We start from the raw sequence: 19278 nt of genomic DNA, 5'->3' as shown, positions 1-19278 counted from the left end.
CCTTAACTCTTCTTCCCAGATTCTCCTTGTTCACCGCTTTCTCCTTGTTCACCTTTTTCTCCACTTTCCCCGCCCCTCGAAGCTGTCATTGTGACATTACTATCTGTCAAGTAAAGTTCAGAAGTGAAACTACTTTTTTTCCGGGGTTTTGGTTTTTTTCCTTCGCCGCTTTCTCCTTGTTCGCCACCACTGCTACTCATTAAAACGATCGGTTTAACCGGCTTGCTGTTGCTCATCGATGAATTAGCAGCATTACTTAAAAGAGAAATAGGGGAAAATTGATTAACACTGCTATCATTCTGGGATGCGATCGCACTAGCAGCTACAGAGGTTAAAACGCAAGCTCCAATGCCGAGCCAAATCTTAGTTTTACTTTGCATCTTTCAAAAAGCCTTATTCTGGGTGATTATACCAAATCCGGGTTAAAAATCCCCTTTATTTCTTAGTCCGCGGAGGCGGACTTCGTTTGTGTAGTAGCGGTTTCAACCGCCGAATCATAGAGGAGATAAAAAGGCAGGATTTGGTATTACTCCTACTATCCCAGAAAAAAGTAAAGAACTCGGAAAGAACCAAAAACCTCTAAAAATTGTTTGCATAGACATTACCTTATTGCTACAATGCGAGTCCATTAGCAACCTGTAGGAGTGTCCCAAATGATTATCTGTATGGCCAATATTCTGAGTTCAGAGGAATTAGGATTAATTGTCGATCGCCTAAAAAATGCTGAATTTGTCGATGGGAAGTTAACAGCAGGTTGGTACGCCCAACAAGTAAAAAATAATGCTCAACTAAAAAATGATGCGGCTCCAACTCAGGAACTCATAAATTTAGTCAATCAAGCACTAAAACGCAATTCTTTATTCCAAATAGCGGCGCGCCCTAAAGCAATTCGTCCCATTATGTTTAGTCGCTATCAGGGAGGAATGTACTACGGGACACATATTGATAATGCGATTATGGGAGATGAAGAACTAATGCGATCGGATTTGTCTCTCACTCTATTTCTCAGCGATCCTGCAACTTATACGGGCGGGGAATTAGTGATTGAAAGTACCCAAGGCGAACAAGCTTTTAAACTTGATGCTGGTTCAATGGTTGTTTATCCTACTACAACTTTACATCGTGTGGAACCTGTAACGGAAGGTGAAAGACTAGCGGCGGTGACTTGGGTGCAGAGTTTAGTTCGGGATGCTCATAATCGAGAAATTCTCTTTGATTTGGATACGGTTCGCGATACCCTTTTTCAGAAGTCTGGAAAGACAGCGGAGTTTGACTTGCTATCAAAAAGCATTGCTAATTTGCTGCGAAAATGGGCTGATGTTTAGGTTGAGCAGGACTTACGCAAGAGACTAAGGGATTGGGGCAACCACGGGGATTGCCCCTAGATTCACACCAGATATGGATGTCGTGTGTCCAGGACTATTGAGGAGGTTTTGGAAGCGGATGAAATAAATTTTAGGTCTTTCCGAGTTCTTTACTTTGTTTTGTCACAGTAATTGTAAATGAGTTAAACAACCAGGATCTAAAAGATGAGCAACCAAACTAAAATTTGGACAGGTGTGGGACAGTCTTATGTGACACAAGACAATTCTATCGATGTCGATCGAGCATCATCGGAGAGATACCAACTCTCAATTGGGGAAAGTGGCGAAAGCGGTGAAAGTGGTAACAGCAATTCTGGCTACGAAAGCGGGAATGACAGCCGTTACAACATTAGTAATAGCAATTCTGGCTACGAAAGTGGGAATGACAGCCGTTACAATATTAGTAACAGCAATTCTGGCTACGAAAGCGGTGGTGAAAGCGGTTACGAGATGGGGTTTTCTGTCAATCAACCTGTTGCTTCTTCCAGTTATACCCCAGTTATAAACAGTTTGTCTATCAGCTCTCAGGGATACGAAAGCGGCGGCAATTTCTATCAGAATGAAATTAAAGGTACAGATGGTAACGACATCCTGACAGGAATTCCTGGTAATAATGTTTCTTTAAAAGGACGCAATGGCAATGATATTTTGAGCGGCAACAGCGGCAACGATAAACTAGAAGGAGGCAAGGGTCAAGACACGCTTGATGGCGGTGCAGGCAATGATATTCTCGAAGGAGGGAAGGGTCAAGATATTCTGACCGGCGGTATGGGTTCGGATTTATTTGAGCTGGAAGGGCGATCGGCTACAAATACTCTCGATATCGCTGATATCATCACGGACTTTCAAAAAGGCGCAGACATACTGAAGCTGAAAGATGGCTTAGGATTTTCTAACATTAATATCACTCAAGGAACAGAAATTTATGCTAGCGATACTCTGTTGAGGATAGCAGGCACTGGTCAATATTTGGCAGTCTTGAAAGGAGTTAATGCTGGAAATATTAACGCGACTAATTTCACTTATTCCTAATTGTAATACTGGCGCTAAAACCGTTTTTTTGCAACATGAATTACCCACTTTGACCAAAGAAACCGGGTTTTTTACCGAATCTGCGGGTGACAACGAAATATTTTCGCAAAAAAACCCGGTTTCTGCCTACTCGTGCGTCCAAGAATATCTGATTTGTAAACAACAAAACATCTGAAAAATAGGAGAATAAATAGATGGCTAGCGCTAACTTTCGCAAACTTCACCGCCAAGTTGCACCGATTATTTTCATCCCTTTACTCTTAACAGCCATAACGGGAGTTGCCTATCGGCTGGGAGAAGATTGGTTAGGCATAGAAGGTGATGCTGCTGAGATTTTTATGAATATTCACCAAGGAAGCTATCTCGGAAAGGAACTCAGACCATTTTATGTGCTTTTCCTGGCTTTGGGAGTGATTGGGCTGATAGTTACTGGTTTGACGATGACCAAATTTTTTGGTGGCACACGCCCTGAAAGACCGGGTGCTAAACTTGATTTTCGTAAGGTTCACCGTATTGCTACACCGATTATTGTCTTGCCTTTAGCAGTGAGTACAGTCACAGGTGTAATCTATCGAGTTGGCAGAAGTTGGTTTAAGATGCCAAAAGAGGTAGGAAAAGTTTTTCTGAATATCCACCAAGGAGAATATTTGGGAAATTTTTTGATGCCAATCTATGTGTTTTTGGTAGGTTTGGGTGTGATTTTGCTGCTGGTAACAGGAATCAATATGACTGGTATTTTTCGGAAACGCCGCCAGCAAACAACAGAGGAAGATAGCTAATATACATCTCCCAAAAAGCCTCTGAAGAACAGGCAGGATGCCTGTTCCACAATAATTATGGGAGATGTCTAATAGATTTGTTTTTCGGGGATAACTGATGAATATCGTGGTTTTAATTCTCTCTACAGTTGCATCTTTTTTGGGGAACTGGTATACAATAATTCTCTGGTCGCTGACCTTTAATTAAGATGAAAAATAGAAGTATTGAAACGGCAAAATCAAGTCTTAAGTCAAAAATTGTATGGAAAAGTCTGCTACAAGGAAGTCGCACCAGTACATTTTTTAGTGAAGTATTAAGTAACAGCGGTCACTTTTTAATTCTGAAGAGTTTATCAGACTTAATATTAGCTGGTTTCTTCAAATTTATCACAGACCCAACTGAATATTTACTAATAGTAGCAATGCTTGTTCAGGCTTGGTATCTGTCGAACTCGAAATGCCACCGTTTTTGGGGAAACCTGATCTGCGTTGGTATCTATACGCTGATTGATCTGCCGATAGACGGGCTAGATTTTTTCCAAAATCCTAGTCACGTTGTCTTTTGGTTATTTTCTCTGATGATTGCTACTTTGCAAGGATTGCGATTCCATTGGGCTAAGGGTATTGATGATTGGCTGATTCCACTGGAAAGTGTGGTACGGGCTCTGATGGTGGTAGCTTTTTATGTTGTGATTGGGATTAAGTCTCAATATTTAATTGCTAATTTAGAATTGATAGTGACATTTTCACGGACGGCAACGCACTGGTTTCTTACTTGGAGTATGGTATTTATCGGTTTGCTTTTGGGGTTGCAGTCGGTACAGATTTTCAAACAAAGAAAGCAGCTACAAAAAACAGATCAACTACTGGGAAACATGGCAGAATGGGGGATGGGAAGTCATGTAGTAGACACAGCGCTTAATAATCCAGCAGGTTTGGCTTTTCAAAAGTGCGATCGCACGATTTTATTTATGGATATTCGCGGTTTTACAAGTTGGTGCGAAAAAACTTCCCCTGAGACAGTTGCAGCGGTTATCAATGAATATTACCGTTGTGTTGAACCAGCCGCCGCCAAGTTTCAGCCTTTAAGAATAACTTTTACAGCCGATGAAATTATGGCGATTTATGCTACGCCACAGCAGGGAATTGCTGCGGCTAAATCTATGAGTAAAGCTGCTTTAGAAATGCTTGAATTATATGGAATTGGTGCGGGATGCGGAGTGCATTGCGGGAGCGTTATTGAAGGGCTATTTGGCGGTGCAGATGTTCGGACTTATACGGTGATTGGTGATGTTGTCAATACAGCAAAACGCTTAGAAAGTGCCACGCCTGGTGGTGCAATTACTATTTCTGATGCTGTTTATCAAGGGATGTCACAACGTCTAACGGTGGAACCTTGCGAACCGATAGTGGCGAAAGGTAAGACAGCAGCTTTAATTGCATGGTGGTTAATATAGCTAGCCGTCAGGAATGACGAATTTAATATTATTGATTTTTTCGACCATCGGACATGGTGGTTCCTGCCATACTTGCTCGATCGAGACTAGCACCATCCATGTTCGCATTGCGGAGGTTCGCATTAGAAAGATTGGCATCTCTCAAGTCGGAAAAGCGCAAGTCTGCACCGTCTAAATTAGTATTGGTCAAGTTAGCTTTCCTAAAATTACTATTGCTGATTCTCGCTCCTATTAAAACTGAGCCACTTAAATCAGTGCGTGCTAGGGTTAGTGTTGACAAAATCTGCTATAGCCTTTCTCAAAAAGATGAGGTATGACTGACAGCTTATATAACCGCTTAAACCAAGAGGGCTGAAGCCCAACAACATACCTCATCTTTCTGAGAACCGCTATATCTCGAAAGTACCTCCGCTGAGGTTAGCATCTGATAAGTCTGCTCCTGTAACGATCGGATTTTTTAAGGTGAGGTTAACTAATTTTACACCTCGGAGGTCGCAGCGGATGCAGCTTTTAGTTAGGAGCAGGGTTTCGACGTTGGCGTTGATTTGGTCAATTTCCTGTTGGGATACTTTTTCGGCAAATTCGGGTGAGACGTAGCCGAGGTTTTTGGGGTCGTCTTTTTTGGGTGGTTGGGGAGTTTTTGGTTGCCCGATCGCACTTAGTTTTTTTATATTTTATCATATTTGTGTTCACATCTCAGTTAGGATTGCTATAAGCTGTTAGTCATTTAAATTTATTGCCTCAACCCCTTACAGTATGGGATCTGGCACACAAATAGTGCATTTTGAATGTCGAACAGCTTAGCAATTTTTAATTGAATGAGCTATGGCCTTCTCAATTACTAATTACCGATTCTCAGGCAAATGAAACTTACTATATTTACCTTCCCATCCCCCGATTTGGTGGCTCCTCGTTCGGGACAGGCAAAGAAGTTGGTCTTACCTGCCGCTCCAAATACTTGCTCAAAGCGTAAGCGATATTACCGCGAGTCATCGGCTTCAAAGGATTAATTGCATTAGTTCCGACTTCAAGATTCACAAACCCTTCATACAGTGCAGTAGCCATAGACTTTCTAGCCCAACTAGGAATTTCCCCTGCATCTGGATACCTAGCTAAAATCTCGGCAACGGTGGCGTCTGGAAACTGAAAAACCCCATAAGCTTGAGCAAAAATCGCCAAAGCCTCAGCGCGAGTCACCCTTTGATTTGGGAAAAACATTCCGTCGCGATATCCACTCATAGTTCCCGTTTTCAAAGCAGTTTGAATCGCACTGTAAGCCCAGTAGCTTTTAGGTACGTCGGGCAATTCCATATCCGGTTTCTGAGCTGTTTTCCGCCGTTCCAAACCAAAAGTTTTCAGTAAAATTACCGCCAAATCGGCGCGACTGATAATGCTTTCAGCATTAAAATTGCCGCTAGAATCTTTATTCATCAATCCTGCATTGACAACCCGGTCGATCGGGTCAATTATTTGTTGAGATTGAACCACCGTTGGCACTCCTTGCGCTAGCGCGATCGCAAAAAAAACACAGACTAACTTTTTCACGATTTTAATCCTTTGTGCTGCTCAAACAATTATTAAAGCAGCAGCAATATTTTCTCCGGTTCCATCGGTATGATTCTGAGATTTCGACCGCCGGCTAAATAGCGGGATTTCATATTAAAATCAAATCTTTGCTTCCGGCAAAGCGCCCTGCATTTTACCCAACCAATCAATCAAATTATCCAACTGCTTTTCGGCGCTCAAAACAGCCATTCCGCGAATAGTAACCTTCCCCTTGCTGTAGACAAAACGAGAATGTAGATGTTCGGGCAAATTAGCCTTGAGCAAATTCCAAGCAGGTTCCTCCATCGGCGTTTCCAAGACAATGTGCTGCTTATTTTCCGGTTTAATCCGAGAAAAACCGATTTGCTTGGCGATTTGTTTGAGTTCGACAACACGAATTAGTTGCTGCGCTGGTAGAGGAATCTGCCCGTAACGATCGCACCAATCGGCCCGAATCTGTTGCAACTCTTCGAGAGTATTCGCAGAAGCCACAGACCGATAAGCGCTCATCTTTTGATCCAGATCTCCAATATAATCGGCAGGAATAAACGCCGTCAAACTGAGGTCGATTTGTGCATCCTCAACCTTGGGAATTTCCTGACCCTTAATTTCGCGAATCGCCTCCTCTAACATTTCAGCATATAAATCAAAACCGATCGCCTCCATTTGACCAGACTGTTCCGTACCCAACACATCACCAGAGCCCCGAATTTCCATATCCCGGACAGCCAACTGATAGCCCGATCCCAACTGCGCGAACTCTTGAATTGCCCGCAGCCGCTGCCTTGCAGCATCCGACAGTTGGTTCTGCTTGGGATAAAACAGCCAAGCGTGAGCTTGAATCCCCGCGCGTCCCACCCGTCCCCGCAACTGGTACAACTGACCCAAACCAAACTTCTGCGCGTCCTCAATCAAGATTGTATTGACGCGCGGAATATCCAAACCCGACTCAATAATCGTAGTGCACACCAAAATATCAAACTCTGCCGCACTGAAAGTCAGCATGATCGATTCTAGTTCCGCAGCATCCATTTGACCGTGGGCGATCGCAATTCTCGCCCCCGGAACCATTAGCTGCAAAGTATCGGCCAACTCATCAATCCCCTCAATCCGAGGTACAACATAAAAAACCTGACCGCCCCTGTCCAACTCTTGACGAATTGCAGTCCGCACCACCTCCAAATCGTAGGGGGCCAAATGAGTCTGAATCGGGCGGCGGCTGGGCGGCGGAGTCGCAATCAAACTCATCTCCCGAATCCCCGATAGAGACATATACAACGTGCGGGGAATCGGAGTCGCCGTCAGAGTCAGGACATCTACCTCAGTTTTCAGAGATTTAATCGCTTCCTTTTGCTTCACGCCAAACCGTTGTTCTTCATCCACCACCAACAAACCCAAATCCCGAAATTTAATCGCTTTACTCAAAACAGACTGAGTACCGACAATCACGTCTAACTCCCCAGTTGCTAGGCGTTTGTGAATTTCCCGGCGTTCAGTTTCTGTGCGGAAGCGATTGAGCAAACCAACTTCGATCGGATAAGGCGAAAAACGCTCTGAGAGCGTGTGATAGTGCTGTTGGGTCAAAATTGTCGTCGGCGCGAGCAAAGCCACCTGCTTGCCCGCTGTAATTGCCTTAAAAATAGCTCTTAGAGCAACTTCCGTCTTGCCAAAACCGACATCGCCGCAGACCAAGCGATCCATCGGTCGATCGCCCTCCATGTCACGTTTCACATCCAGAGTAGCCTTCAACTGATCCGGCGTTGGTTGGTACGGGAAAGAATCCTCTAACTCTTGCTGCCAAGGCATATCAGGAGGAAAAGCATAACCCTGTTGCTTAGCTCTTTTTGCGTAAAGATTCAGCAAATCTACTGCTACTTTCTTAACAGCTTTGCGAACTTTTGCTTTAGTTTTTTCCCAAGTTTGACCAGTCAACTTGTTGAGATCCGGCACTTTATCGCCGACAGTCCGAAACCGCGACAGCGCGCCCAATTGATCCGCCGCGACTCTCAGAGTACCGTCAGCGTATTGCAATACCAAATATTCGCGAGTTTCCCGATCGATCGTCAAGCGTTCCAACTTGAGAAACTTGCCCACTCCGTGCTGGCGGTGCACCACATAATCCCCCGGACTGAGCTTGTTCGGGTCAACCTTTTTAGAAGCGGCGCGGCGGCGCTTGCGAACGTAGCTAAATGTAGCGAGAGAATGCTGACCGTAGAATTCTCGATCGGTAATTAAGACAATCCGAAAAGTCGGCAGAATAAACCCTTCCAACTCTGCCAGCCCGCTGTACTTCAAAGCAACCGGAATGTGCTGCAACTGCAACTTGTCGATCGCCAAAAAATCGCGTGGATTCACCACAAACTGAGCCGGACAGTCGTGTTCCGACAGCAGAGAGACCGATCGACTCGGTTGAGCCGAAACCAGAAACACCGTAAAACCGCGATCGCGCTCTTCCCGGAGCATTTGAGACAGCTTCGCGAATTGGTGAGGCATCACCGGCACTGGCCTGCTGGACAAATTAACCGCAGGCGGTAGCTGCTCGCCCCCGGAGGAGCTTTTAATTTTTTGAGTAGTAGAATCTTCTGCTAATTCTGAAAGTTCTAGCCTGTCAAAAGCTGCGACATCTGCGATCGATTCCGCAAAAGTGCGGTGAATTTTCGGAACCTTCAGATTAGCAATTGGCAATCTTGGCGTTTCACCATCAACAACTTCTGATTCCCGATTGCAACTTTCCCATTGTTCCTGGGCATTTTCAAACCAGCGGTCGCTGTGGCCTTCACATCCTTGCGGTTCGTCAACTACAACTAAAGTATTTTCTGGCAAATAATCCAACAAACAAGCTGGTTTCTCGAAGGCTAAACCTAACAGCCTGCGGACATATTTTTCTGCTTCATTTTCTATATCAACAGAGTCTATTTGGTTTGTTTTGTCAAGATTATTTTCAGCTAAAACTGCCTTAATAATTGCGTTAAAGCTAGTAGGAGTTAAAACTAATCGATCGACCTTATCGAGCGATCGCTGGTTCGACGGATCGAACTCGCGCAGTTGATCCAAAGTATCCCCGAACCATTCCAGCCGTACCGGCAACTCCGCCGCCACCGGAAACACATCGACAATATCCCCCCGGCGACTCCACTGGCCCTCCGTTTCCACCAAAGTCACCCGATCGTACCCCATGGAGGCAAGTTGGCGGTCAAGTATCTTTGAGTCTTGAACTTCGCCTCGTTTCAGCGTCAGACAGTAGGGTTCAAAGGCACTTCTAGGCGGCAAGTGAGGCTGGAGAGCTCTTTCTGTAGCTACAATTGCGATCGGCTTTGAGGAATTGGCCGTTTTTTGTTCCCGATCCACCAAATCCGCCAGAACCTGCATTTGCCCCCAGGTCATTTCGTTCTCGTCGGAGTAAGATAGCTCGTAGGGCGAAGCTTCCGAAGTTGGGTAAAAATGTACGGTTTGCCAACCCATCGCCTCTAATTGAGCTACCCAGCGGCCGGCTTCTTCCAGAGTTGCTGTCACGGCTAATAGGTTTCGCCCCTCTTGTTGTGCGAGGGCGGAAGCTACTAAACCTTTTGGTAAGCGGGCGATACCGTTCAGTTGCAAACAGTGATGCCGTTTGAGCTTGTTGAGAAGTTCTGTGGCTAGGGGCGATCGCCCCAATGTCCGAATTATCGAAGAGAAAGTCATGGGCTGTTAGTTTTTATCCCGATGGGCGAAGGATCTTCCCCGCTGCCTAGTAAGTTCGATTGTACGACAAACATCTATCATTGTCTCGATCGGCTGTTGGCAGTTCAACTCTACTGCGGGTAGATTTCTACTAGAAGCCTTGTCTGAATATCTGGAACTTGCGATCGAAACGAGCCCGTTCCGTTAATCTAGGGACAGGTTGACAACAATTTCGATTTTTGCGATCGAGATTGGCAGCTTCCGGGCTTATGCTTTAAGCGGGCAGTGCGCTTCGCCTTTACTACCGATAAATTGAGAAATGTCCCCAAGTACCGACCTTCTGATTGTTCTCCTGCTAGTTTTGCTCAATGGCGTGTTTGTGATGTCAGAGATGGCCATCATCTCAGTACGGAAGGTGAGACTGCAACAGATGGCTAACCAGGGTTCGACGAATGCCCGTGTAGCTTTGGATCTGGCTAATGCCCCCAATCAGTTCTTGCCGACTGTTCAAATCGGAATTACGCTGCTGGCTATCCTGTCAGGCGCTTTCGGAGAAACCACAATTTCTAGAAGAGTAGAGCCTCTGTTGCGCTTGATACCGGCTTTAGCGCCCTATGCTCAGCCGATCGCCTCAGTCATCGCAGTTTTAACGATCACTTATCTGACCTTAATTATCGGCGAACTCGTGCCGAAGCGGTTGGCCCTCAACAACCCTGAGCCGATCGCCTCAAGCGTAGCAATTCCCATGCGAATGCTCTCCAAAATTGGTGCTCCTGCGGTTTATCTGTTAAGTTATTCCACTGACTTGGTGATGCGGCTGATGAGGATATCGCCCTCGACAGAACCGCAAGTTACAGAAGAAGAAATTAAAGTTTTAATAGAGCAAGGAACCGAGGCGGGAACCTTTGAAGAAGCCGAACAGGACATGGTAGAAAGAGTGTTCCGTTTAGGCGATCGGCGAGTCAGCGCTTTAATGACTCCCCGCCCCGATCTGACCTGGCTAGATTTGGACGATTCAGTTGAAGAAAACCGCCAAAAAATGCTTGGCAGCGGTCATTCCCGGTTTCCCGTTTGTCAGGGCGGACTCGACAACGTTGTCGGTTTAGTACACGTTACAGATATGCTGTCGAGAACTTTGACCGGTCAACCCCTCGATTTAAGTGCTTCTTTGCGGAGACCTTTATTTGTACCCGAAAGTACGCGCGGTTTAAAAGTCTTAGAGCTTTTCAAGCAATCTAGCAATCAACTTGCCTTGGTAGTAGATGAATACGGTGTCATTCAAGGATTAGTGACAGTCAACGACATTTTAGTCGAATTAGTTGGCGACTTTCCCTCGATTGAAGATGCCGACGAACCGCAAGCCGTGCAGCGCGAAGATGGTTCTTGGCTGTTAGACGGAATGCTGCCGGTTGAGAATTTCTTTGAACTGTTTGGAATTGAAGAAGTCTCTTTAGAAAATAGGGGAAGTTACCACACAATGGGCGGTTTTGTGATTACAAATTTGGGTAAAATTCCGGCGGCGGCAGAGCATTTTGAATGGAACGGCTTGCGCGTCGAAGTCGTCGATATGGACGGAAACCGAGTTGATAAGATCTTGGTAATGCCGATCGAATCCACGGGCGATCGACCTAAAACCCAACCAAAAACCTAAAATCCATGTAATTTTAATCCATGGACATAATACCCGTAGGGGCGGGTTCACCAACCATCATCGCCGGAAACAAACAATCTCAAAAACCCGCCCCCACCCAACGATGAATCATCACCTACATTTAGAAATTAAATATAAATATCAGGTTGATGTGAATTATTCGTGAGAGTGGGGCGGGTTTTTATATATTGTTGGTTATCGTTATATCTTGTTGGTGAACCCGCCCCTACGAGCTCGCAAATTGTACAATCAATAATAAATCAACTGGACATAATATCACTTCTTATTTTTTCTTTCATCCTTCCGCAAAGCTTCCACAATAGAACTACCCACATAATTGCTAAAAATTACCTCTCCAGTTTTATTGTAATGACAGCAGCTATCTACATAAACAACATCTTTAGTCTTGTCGAACACCTTCACCCCATTCAAAATATTAATCTTATTTTTTTGTAAATTAGGAAACTTACCCAAAAGAGCCGGATATCCAATTTCCACAGCCTTAGCATAAGGAGTCTCTTTATTAAAAGCAATCCGCTTCTCGGCATCGCTAAACACCCTTTTTGTCTGATAATATTGATTCGGCTGGAGGACATGAAAATAAGGAACATTGCTAGCCGACAGCACTTTGTGCATAAAAATTGAACTTTTTGCCCAATTCCACGCCATTTGTTCAAAAGCTGCACCATCCTCTAAAACAGACTTATTTTTATTAATATACATCACACTACCCTCGTCATCTTGCTGAGTTTTGCTGCGTTCTTTTTCAAAGGCAATCACATCTCTGCGATAATTGTTGACTAAATTTTGAACGTACACAGAAGTCAAAGCATCGCACGCAGCTAAAGAGCAGTGTTGCAAACTTTCCAAACCCTCATTAATCTTAGTTTTATTTTCTTTGATTCTAATAGTTGCTTGCAAAGCCTTGGTAGAAAGGCTATTATTCGCCAAGCTAGTCAGCGGCGAAATGTGCTGAATGCTCGGCATCGCCAGATTAATCTGATTTTTATTGTTTAAATTAGAAAGTGCTACTTCATTAAAGCCATCTATATTGACTACTAGATCTAATTCTTGACCTAAGGCCAAAAAATAGTTTAAAATTAATAACTGTTGCGGCTGTTTGTAACCGCCTGTAGCAAAAGACAAAATTATAAATTCTTTGTCCTGTAAACCGGGAACCTGTTTTAGGTATTGAGGTAAAATTTTGTTTTGAATTTGAAATATAGAAAAATCTGAAGCCACGGAACCGCCAAAAATTCCGATCACAAATTGATTTTTTTTAAACTTTTTAAAAGGGTAATCGTAAGGAGAGATAAATCCGTAGTTGTTCACCTTAAAACCAGGTCGAAAATCAGCGCTGGGTTTTTGAATAAACCCAAAGAAAGGATGAAACCTTTCGACAATAGACTGATTCAGACGCACTCCTTCTAAATTAATTCCTAAAGCCGACTTATCTTGCGCCTTTTCTCTCGTATAGAAAAATTGCTTGTGCTTGACAAAATACCATCCCAAGGAACCGAGTTCTAGGAAAACAAGTAAAAGCGCCAAGTTTATCAAAGTAATTTTGAGGATTTCTTGGCCTTTGTTAATTAACTTGAAATCTTTCATAAATATTTATTTAGACTTTCTTACTACTTTAATGATGGAACTGGAAATATAGTTTGCCAATACTTCCTCTCCCACTGAATTATAGTGACAGCAAGCATCTTTGTAAACCGTATCTTTTGTATTGTCCAAAATATTTACGGCACTAAACACATTAACCTGAGCCTTCTGCAAATCATCGATTTTTGACAACAGCACCGGATAACCTTTGTTTACTCCTGCGATGTACGGGCTGTCTTTGCTGATGGCAATTTCCTTTTCCTTGGCGGTAAACACTCGTTTAGTTGGATAATACTGGTTGGGCTGGATAAAGTGAAAATATTTGATGTTTCTACTCGATAAAATTTGATTCATGCCGATCGACGATTCGTACCAAATCGAGGCCATTTTCTCAAAAGCAGCAGCCTCTTGCAATACAGACTCAGCTTTGGGAATGTAGACTATACCGCTATTTACGCTGTCTGAGTTGGATTGTTTGACTTGCGCGTCGTACTTGACAACTGCTTGCTGGTAATTGTTGACTAATTGTTTCACTCTCAGCGAGGTAACGGCGTGACACAAGGCAAGTTGACAATTTTGCAATTTGTCAATACCTGCTTTCAATTGTTTTTTGTTTTCGTTAATTTCGACGATGGAACTCATCACTTCCGGCGACACATTGCTTGCTAAACTTGTCAGCGGCTGTAGGTGCTGGACGCTGGGCATTCCTATTTCTAGCTGGGCTTTGTTGTTTAAATTTGACAGTGCTACTTCGTTAAAACCGTCAATATTGATGACTAAATCTAACTCTTGACCCAAAGCCAGAAAATAATTTAAAATCAATAATTGCTGGGGCTGTTTGTAGCCGCCGTTGCCAAAATTTAAAATGCGAATTTCGCGATCGGCAAATTCTGGATAACTCTGCAATTTTTTAGACAATCTTTGATTTATATACTCATCTACTGCAAAGTTGTTGGCGACTGAACCGCCAAAAACTCCGATAATAAATTGTTTTTTATTGGTTTTAATAAAGGGATATTCGTACAGGGAAAAAAACCCGTGTCTGTTGACTTTTAACTTTAATCTTTCATTGGTAAAAGCACCTTGTTTGAGAACGTAGCCAAAAAACGGGTGGAGTCTTTCTACGATAGATTCATCTAGTCTAATTCCGATACGTTCAATATCTTCGACTACTTTTTCTTTGGCTTTGGTTCTGGTATAAAAAAACTGCTTTTGGTTGATAAAGTAAAAAGCTAGGGACAAAGCTTCCAGACAAATAAAGGCGATCGCCAAATTGACGGCGATTAAAGTTAATATATTTTTGCCTTTTTGGAGTGGCGTTGAATCTTTCATGAAATTTGACTGATTGCGGTTATTTTTTTGGTACTTGAGACTGTTGCAAATTTTCGCACAGATTTCTGTTGATCAGGATGCTGGCCAGTCGGTGTCCGAGTTCGTTCCAGTGACCCCCACAGGGTACAGAATTCTCAAAACCGTGGGCGCAGACTTGATATTTTTCTGTATAGCCTTTGAACTGTTCGGCTAAATTCAGTACCCGAAAACCCTCGCGCTCGCCCAATTTTTCCAGCCGCCTGTCGGGATAATATAAATCCTGAATGTTGTGCTTTGTCATCAAATCTTTTCGGACTTTGACATCCCCGAGAACTTGCATCGGATCGCCAATTGTCACAACCAAGAAATCAGCTTTTTTCTGCACGACTTCATTCCGCATTGTCACGATTAAACCCTCTGTCACCCTCCAGGCATCTTTCCAAACTGCATCCTGAGGTGGATTGAAGTTTTGGCTGCTCAAAGCGGTAAAATCTCCAGATAACTGCCGCTTTTTCCTATCTAAATCTACCTTTTTAATCACCTGCAAGATGCGGGAATTGTTGACCAAAAAACTGGGCATTCTATCTACAAAGGAAACTGCTCTTTCGTTGCGAGCGATCGGCGGCAGATTGCGAAAAGACATATCTGGTACTAACTTGCCGCTAGCATCGTACACAAAAAATGGTCGATAATGGTCGTATTCCAGTTGCGGGGAATTGTTAATTACATCATTGCCAATAAAAAATGCCAGGACTACAATATCAGGACTGTAATCCCATACTTTTTTCCGCAGCATCATCAATTCTTGAGCGGTACCGTAACCCTGAACGCCGAAATTGATGACCTCAACTTTTTTGCGTCCCTTAACGGCGCCGCAGTTACCTAGCTTTCGTTCTAATTTTGACCAGAAAGTTTGTTCGACTGGTACCTGAATTGCTTCGGTGAAAGAGTCGCCTAAAACTGCGACGCGCAAGGTATTGGGAGGTTTGGTTTTGGTGTGTTCGCGATCGCGCAAACCGTCACTATTCACCTGTACAAAACTTACACCTTCCCCATTCCACTCGCCGGACACACCGGGTTTGAGCTTCCAACCCAAATCGCGATCGGAAGTGTGGAAACGAGTTGGCGCGGAGTCTACAACATCTCCTATTTTTGGGTAGCCCTCAACTCTAGCAACTCGCAATCCAATTTCACCGATTACCACCCCCATTAATAAACCGCCGAGTGTCAAACCTAAATTGACACCCAAATTCTTCAACTTGCTCATTCTTTCAAAACAGGGTATAAATAAACGGAGCAATTACAGAACCCTGACTCAATACAATCAAAGCTCCTAAAAAGACTAAAGTCACAATTAATGGTAGCAACCAATATTTTTGGCGTTCCTTCATAAACGCCCACAAATCTTTGAGAAAGTCTAATGTTGATTCAAACACTTAGAAAGGACGCTCCATGCTAACTTTTGTTCTTGCTTTACTCGGGACGCGGTAAGTATCCATTTTGGGATTTAGTTTGCGCCGCATTGCATCTTCGCCAAATATGCCTTTGATAACTCCCATCGGCCAAATTATCAGGTAAAAAACTATCCCCAGCACGATCGGCGTTTCGATTTTGTTGAGGGTAAGTCCAAACCACATCCACCCGTGGTAAATGGGATTGAGCGATTTCGGCGCAGCCAATGCTAACACAATTAGCACTGCGCCGATCGCCCAGGGCCACCAAGGTATAGAATCGCGCCGCAGCAAAGGTACTGCTAAACCGAACAGCACTGCAATTAAGCCGCCAATTAGCAGGCCGAAATCGCGCAGGCCTTTTTTATCGAGTTTTTTTATTTCGTCGCTCATTAGAAATTGGGAATGGGGCATTGGGCATTGGGCATTGGGCATTGGGCATTAGGTATTAGTCATTTATCAGTCATTAACACCAACAAATCACAAATAACCAATAACAAATAACCAATAACTAATAACTAATCTAGTTCAAATTCATTTTTCCAAGATTCGTCTTGTTTCCAAGGAATTTGTTCCGATTTAGGAATTAAGAAATTCTCTAAAACCAGATAATCCATTTCGGTTCGCATAAAACAGCGGTAAGCATCCTCAGGAGTGCAAACAATTGGTTCGCCTCGGACGTTGAATGAAGTATTTACTAAAATCGAACATCCCGATCGCTCTTCAAAATGACTGATTAAGTCATAGTACCGAGGATTGGTTTCTTTGTGAACGGTTTGGATGCGAGCCGAGTAATCGACGTGGGTAACAGACGGAATTTCCGATCGCGGAATGTTAAGCTTTTCAATGCCAAACAATTCTTGTTGTTCCGCTGTCATGGGAATGCGGAGACTGGCTTTGACTGGAGCAACCAATAGCATATAAGGGCTAGAATGGTCAATCTCGAAATAATCCGCAACTCGTTCGGCTAAGATTGAGGGTGCAAAAGGTCGAAATGATTCCCGATATTTAATTTTCAGGTTCATCACGGATTGCATTTTAGCATTGCGGGGATCGCCAATAATCGATCGCCCGCCCAGAGCCCGCGGCCCAAATTCCATCCGCCCTTGGAACCATCCGACGACGTTTCCCTGTTCCAAAATTTCCGCCAACTGTGGCATCAATTCGGCATCGTCCAATCGATGATAGCTAGCTTTGACAGCATCCAAATATTCCTGAATTTCTGTGTCAGTATATCTTGGCCCCAAATAGGAACCGCGCATTTTGTCGTGACAAGTTAAATGAGCCACAGACTTCGCCACAGTCGCCACAGCTTGGTTTGTAGTAAGGACTTCAGTCCTTTCCTCCTCCTTCGTAGTAAGGACTTCAGTCCTCTCCTCCTTAATCTTATTTACTGCGAGTAGCTCATCAGCAACAGTACGAGTTTGTTCGCAATACTGATACCAAATCGCCAAAGCTGCGCCCAAAGCACCGCCAGCATCTCCTGCGGCAGGTTGAATCCAAATATCTTTGAAAATACCTTCCCGCAAGAGTCGGCCGTTAGCAACGCAGTTAAGAGCAACACCGCCGGCAAGACAAAGATAATCTACATCCAATTCTTTTTTAACTGTTCTGCACAGCCGCAAAACAACTTCTTCTGTAACAACTTGAATGGATGCTGCAATGTCCATTTCCCGCTGAGTTAATTTTCCTTCTGCTGTGCGTGGCGGCCCTTCAAACAGTTCGTCAAATTTTTGATTTGTCATGGTTAAGCCAACAGTGTAGTTGAAATAATCCATGTCTAAACGGAAAGTTCCGTCATCTTTGAGGTCGATTAAATGGGTGAGAATTTTGTCTACATACTTGGGTTCGCCGTAGGGCGCTAAACCCATGAGTTTGTATTCACCAGAGTTGACTTTGAAGCCTGTGTAATAGGTGAAAGCTGAATAAAGCAAGCCCAAGGAGTGGGGAAAATCGATTTCCCACTGAGGTGTAAGTTGGTTTCCGTCTCCTAGCCAGACTGAGGTTGTTGCCCATTCGCCTACGCCGTCGAGGCACAAAACGGCGGCTTTTTGGAAGGGGCTGGGGAAAAATGCTGAGGCTGCGTGGGATTGGTGGTGTTCAGTAAATAGCAGAGATGGCAGTTTATTGCTTTTGCAGTTTGCCATTTCTGCGAGCTCTCTTTTGAGCATGGTTTTGAGGTAAAGCTTTTCTTTCAGCCAGATGGGCATGGCGGTGAGGAAAGAGCGAAAACCTTTGGGTGCGTAGGCTAGGTAAGTTTCTAGCAGGCGCTCAAATTTGACTAATGGTTTGTCGTAAAAGACTATGCGATCGAGTTCCCGCAATTCTATGTTCGCTTCTTTTAGGCAATAGGCGATCGCATTCTTGGGAAATCTGGCGTCGTGCTTTTTGCGGGAAAATCTTTCTTCCTGCGCTGCGGCGATAATTTCTCCATCGCGAATTAAGGCGGCGGCGCTGTCGTGGTAGTACGCCGAGATTCCAAGTATGTTCATCGCTCTCCTCACAAATCGCTATGCGCTCGTATCAGATGTATTTAGAATAGCTAACGATTATAGCTTTAGTGGTGCAGATTTGGAGTTGAGTTTTGCGATCGCCTCTAATTTTAGCTGAATTGATGCTGGTGGGCGGCTGAGGTCGATCGGCTCTTTGACAGCATCCAGCTAGCGCCGGCGAATCCTGCGCGCCCAAGCTCTGAAGTAAGTGCCCACCGGAAATTGATAAAATTCAGCTACCAACCACAGCACTATGCCTAAATGGGACAAAAAGGCTAAGCCCGTCCAAGCTGCCGGGAACCACGACAAACGGCTGCCGGGAACCGGAGGAAAATAGTAAGCTGAAAGTCCGAGCAAGGTGGTGGGAAGGAAGACTAGACCGATCGCGGCGGCAAAATAAGACCATCCGAATTCTGTGCCTTCGAGGTGCGCTCCTATCCATTTTTTGCCGTCCCAGTGCCATGTTACGGGCGGTTGGCGATCGGCCATTTTCAGCGATTGTCTTTCTTCGCTAGCGGTAAAAATGTGCTGGCAGAAGTTGCAACCGAGGGCTTCCATCATCGGCATGGTGGAAATTTGACCGGTGCGACAGACAGGGCAGGGATATGTATCTTGATGGTTGAAAGGTCGGGTTGATGGTTTGAGAGTCTGCATGGATCGGGTTGCTTGTCAAGATATTGAGCGATCTTAACAGAGTACAGATGAATAGGTGCGATCGTAAGGTACGTAGTTGCGCTTCAGCGCTCTTTCGTAGATTTTGCAAAAGAGTGCTAATCGGACTTAACTCCAAAATTAAGGTACGTAGTTGCGCTTTAGCGCTCTTTCGGACATTGTAGAAAAGAGAACTAATCAAACTTCAGTCCAAATCTTAAGGTACGTAGTTGCGCTTGAGCGCTCTTTCGGAGATTGTGGAAAAGAGCGCTTAAGCGCAACTACGTACCTAATTGAAGCG

Annotated in this window: 18 protein-coding genes; 6 read left to right on the top strand and 12 right to left on the bottom strand. The window is 44.3% G+C overall.

The features are described from left to right. Nucleotides 1-2: 2 nt before the first annotated feature. Nucleotides 3-380 carry a hypothetical protein gene (locus JGK11_RS20865; RefSeq protein ID WP_293212697.1) on the bottom strand — a complete coding sequence of 126 codons (378 nt, stop codon included), beginning with the start codon at nucleotides 378-380 and terminating at the stop codon, nucleotides 3-5. Nucleotides 381-653: 273 nt separating this feature from the next. Here JGK11_RS20865 and JGK11_RS20860 point away from each other — a divergent pair, with 273 nt between their 5' ends. From JGK11_RS20860 to JGK11_RS20845, 4 genes are all read left to right on the top strand, one after another. Next, a complete protein-coding gene (locus JGK11_RS20860; RefSeq protein WP_293212695.1) occupies nucleotides 654-1325 on the top strand; it encodes a Fe2+-dependent dioxygenase in 672 nt (223 codons plus the stop codon). A 204-nt stretch (nucleotides 1326-1529) separates the two neighbouring features. After that, entirely contained in the window at nucleotides 1530-2396 is an 867-nt protein-coding gene (locus JGK11_RS20855) for a hypothetical protein (protein ID WP_293212693.1), read from the top strand. A 194-nt stretch (nucleotides 2397-2590) separates the two neighbouring features. After that, nucleotides 2591-3175, top strand: a complete 585-nt coding sequence (locus tag JGK11_RS20850; RefSeq protein WP_293198755.1) for a PepSY domain-containing protein — start codon at nucleotides 2591-2593, stop codon at nucleotides 3173-3175. Nucleotides 3176-3363: 188 nt separating this feature from the next. Next, the gene (locus JGK11_RS20845) at nucleotides 3364-4611 is read left to right on the top strand and encodes an adenylate/guanylate cyclase domain-containing protein (RefSeq protein ID WP_293187168.1); all 1248 of its coding nucleotides are present in this window, start codon (nucleotides 3364-3366) and stop codon (nucleotides 4609-4611) included. A gap of 28 nt (nucleotides 4612-4639) precedes the next feature. Here JGK11_RS20845 and JGK11_RS20840 read toward each other — a convergent pair whose 3' ends face one another. The 4 genes from JGK11_RS20840 to mfd form a co-directional block, all read right to left on the bottom strand. Continuing rightward, nucleotides 4640-4891 carry a pentapeptide repeat-containing protein gene (locus tag JGK11_RS20840; protein WP_293187169.1) on the bottom strand — a complete coding sequence of 84 codons (252 nt, stop codon included), beginning with the start codon at nucleotides 4889-4891 and terminating at the stop codon, nucleotides 4640-4642. Between the two features lie 109 nt (nucleotides 4892-5000). Next, nucleotides 5001-5114 (bottom strand): pentapeptide repeat-containing protein, encoded by a 114-nt coding sequence (locus JGK11_RS20835; RefSeq protein WP_293186580.1) that lies wholly within the window; start codon nucleotides 5112-5114, stop codon nucleotides 5001-5003. 376 nt (nucleotides 5115-5490) lie between these two features. Continuing rightward, nucleotides 5491-6156 carry an S-layer homology domain-containing protein gene (locus JGK11_RS20830; RefSeq protein ID WP_293186565.1) on the bottom strand — a complete coding sequence of 222 codons (666 nt, stop codon included), beginning with the start codon at nucleotides 6154-6156 and terminating at the stop codon, nucleotides 5491-5493. Between the two features lie 120 nt (nucleotides 6157-6276). Continuing rightward, nucleotides 6277-9837: a transcription-repair coupling factor gene (gene mfd / locus JGK11_RS20825; protein WP_293186566.1), complete on the bottom strand. Its 3561-nt coding sequence runs from the start codon at nucleotides 9835-9837 to the stop codon at nucleotides 6277-6279. A gap of 298 nt (nucleotides 9838-10135) precedes the next feature. Between mfd and JGK11_RS20820 the strand changes: the two genes are divergently transcribed. After that, nucleotides 10136-11467: a hemolysin family protein gene (locus JGK11_RS20820; RefSeq protein ID WP_293186567.1), complete on the top strand. Its 1332-nt coding sequence runs from the start codon at nucleotides 10136-10138 to the stop codon at nucleotides 11465-11467. A 276-nt stretch (nucleotides 11468-11743) separates the two neighbouring features. Here JGK11_RS20820 and JGK11_RS20815 read toward each other — a convergent pair whose 3' ends face one another. From JGK11_RS20815 to JGK11_RS20790, 6 genes are all read right to left on the bottom strand, one after another. Continuing rightward, nucleotides 11744-13075, bottom strand: a complete 1332-nt coding sequence (locus tag JGK11_RS20815) for a hypothetical protein (RefSeq protein ID WP_293212691.1) — start codon at nucleotides 13073-13075, stop codon at nucleotides 11744-11746. A gap of 6 nt (nucleotides 13076-13081) precedes the next feature. After that, nucleotides 13082-14404 carry a hypothetical protein gene (locus tag JGK11_RS20810; RefSeq protein ID WP_293212689.1) on the bottom strand — a complete coding sequence of 441 codons (1323 nt, stop codon included), beginning with the start codon at nucleotides 14402-14404 and terminating at the stop codon, nucleotides 13082-13084. A 19-nt stretch (nucleotides 14405-14423) separates the two neighbouring features. Continuing rightward, the gene (locus JGK11_RS20805) at nucleotides 14424-15650 is read right to left on the bottom strand and encodes an SGNH/GDSL hydrolase family protein (protein WP_293212687.1); all 1227 of its coding nucleotides are present in this window, start codon (nucleotides 15648-15650) and stop codon (nucleotides 14424-14426) included. A gap of 4 nt (nucleotides 15651-15654) precedes the next feature. Then, nucleotides 15655-15819: a DUF5989 family protein gene (locus tag JGK11_RS20800; protein WP_190734603.1), complete on the bottom strand. Its 165-nt coding sequence runs from the start codon at nucleotides 15817-15819 to the stop codon at nucleotides 15655-15657. Next, entirely contained in the window at nucleotides 15820-16227 is a 408-nt protein-coding gene (locus JGK11_RS20795) for an SxtJ family membrane protein (RefSeq protein WP_293186575.1), read from the bottom strand. A gap of 125 nt (nucleotides 16228-16352) precedes the next feature. After that, entirely contained in the window at nucleotides 16353-18326 is a 1974-nt protein-coding gene (locus JGK11_RS20790; protein ID WP_293212685.1) for a carbamoyltransferase, read from the bottom strand. On the opposite strand from JGK11_RS20790, the gene JGK11_RS20785 reads away from it, so the two are divergent. Next, nucleotides 18319-18444 (top strand): hypothetical protein, encoded by a 126-nt coding sequence (locus tag JGK11_RS20785; protein WP_293150229.1) that lies wholly within the window; start codon nucleotides 18319-18321, stop codon nucleotides 18442-18444. The two genes, JGK11_RS20790 and JGK11_RS20785, sit on opposite strands and share 8 nt — an antisense overlap. 50 nt (nucleotides 18445-18494) lie before the next feature. Here JGK11_RS20785 and JGK11_RS20780 read toward each other — a convergent pair whose 3' ends face one another. Then, a complete protein-coding gene (locus JGK11_RS20780; RefSeq protein WP_293186578.1) occupies nucleotides 18495-18980 on the bottom strand; it encodes a hypothetical protein in 486 nt (161 codons plus the stop codon). Between the last annotated feature and the right edge of the window lie 298 nt (nucleotides 18981-19278).

It is taken from the genome of Microcoleus sp. PH2017_34_RAT_O_A, from assembly GCF_020737885.1.
Classification (GTDB): domain Bacteria; phylum Cyanobacteriota; class Cyanobacteriia; order Cyanobacteriales; family Microcoleaceae; genus Microcoleus.
Note: the sequence above shows the minus strand (reverse complement) of the source record. Positions and strands in the feature narration are given on the sequence as shown.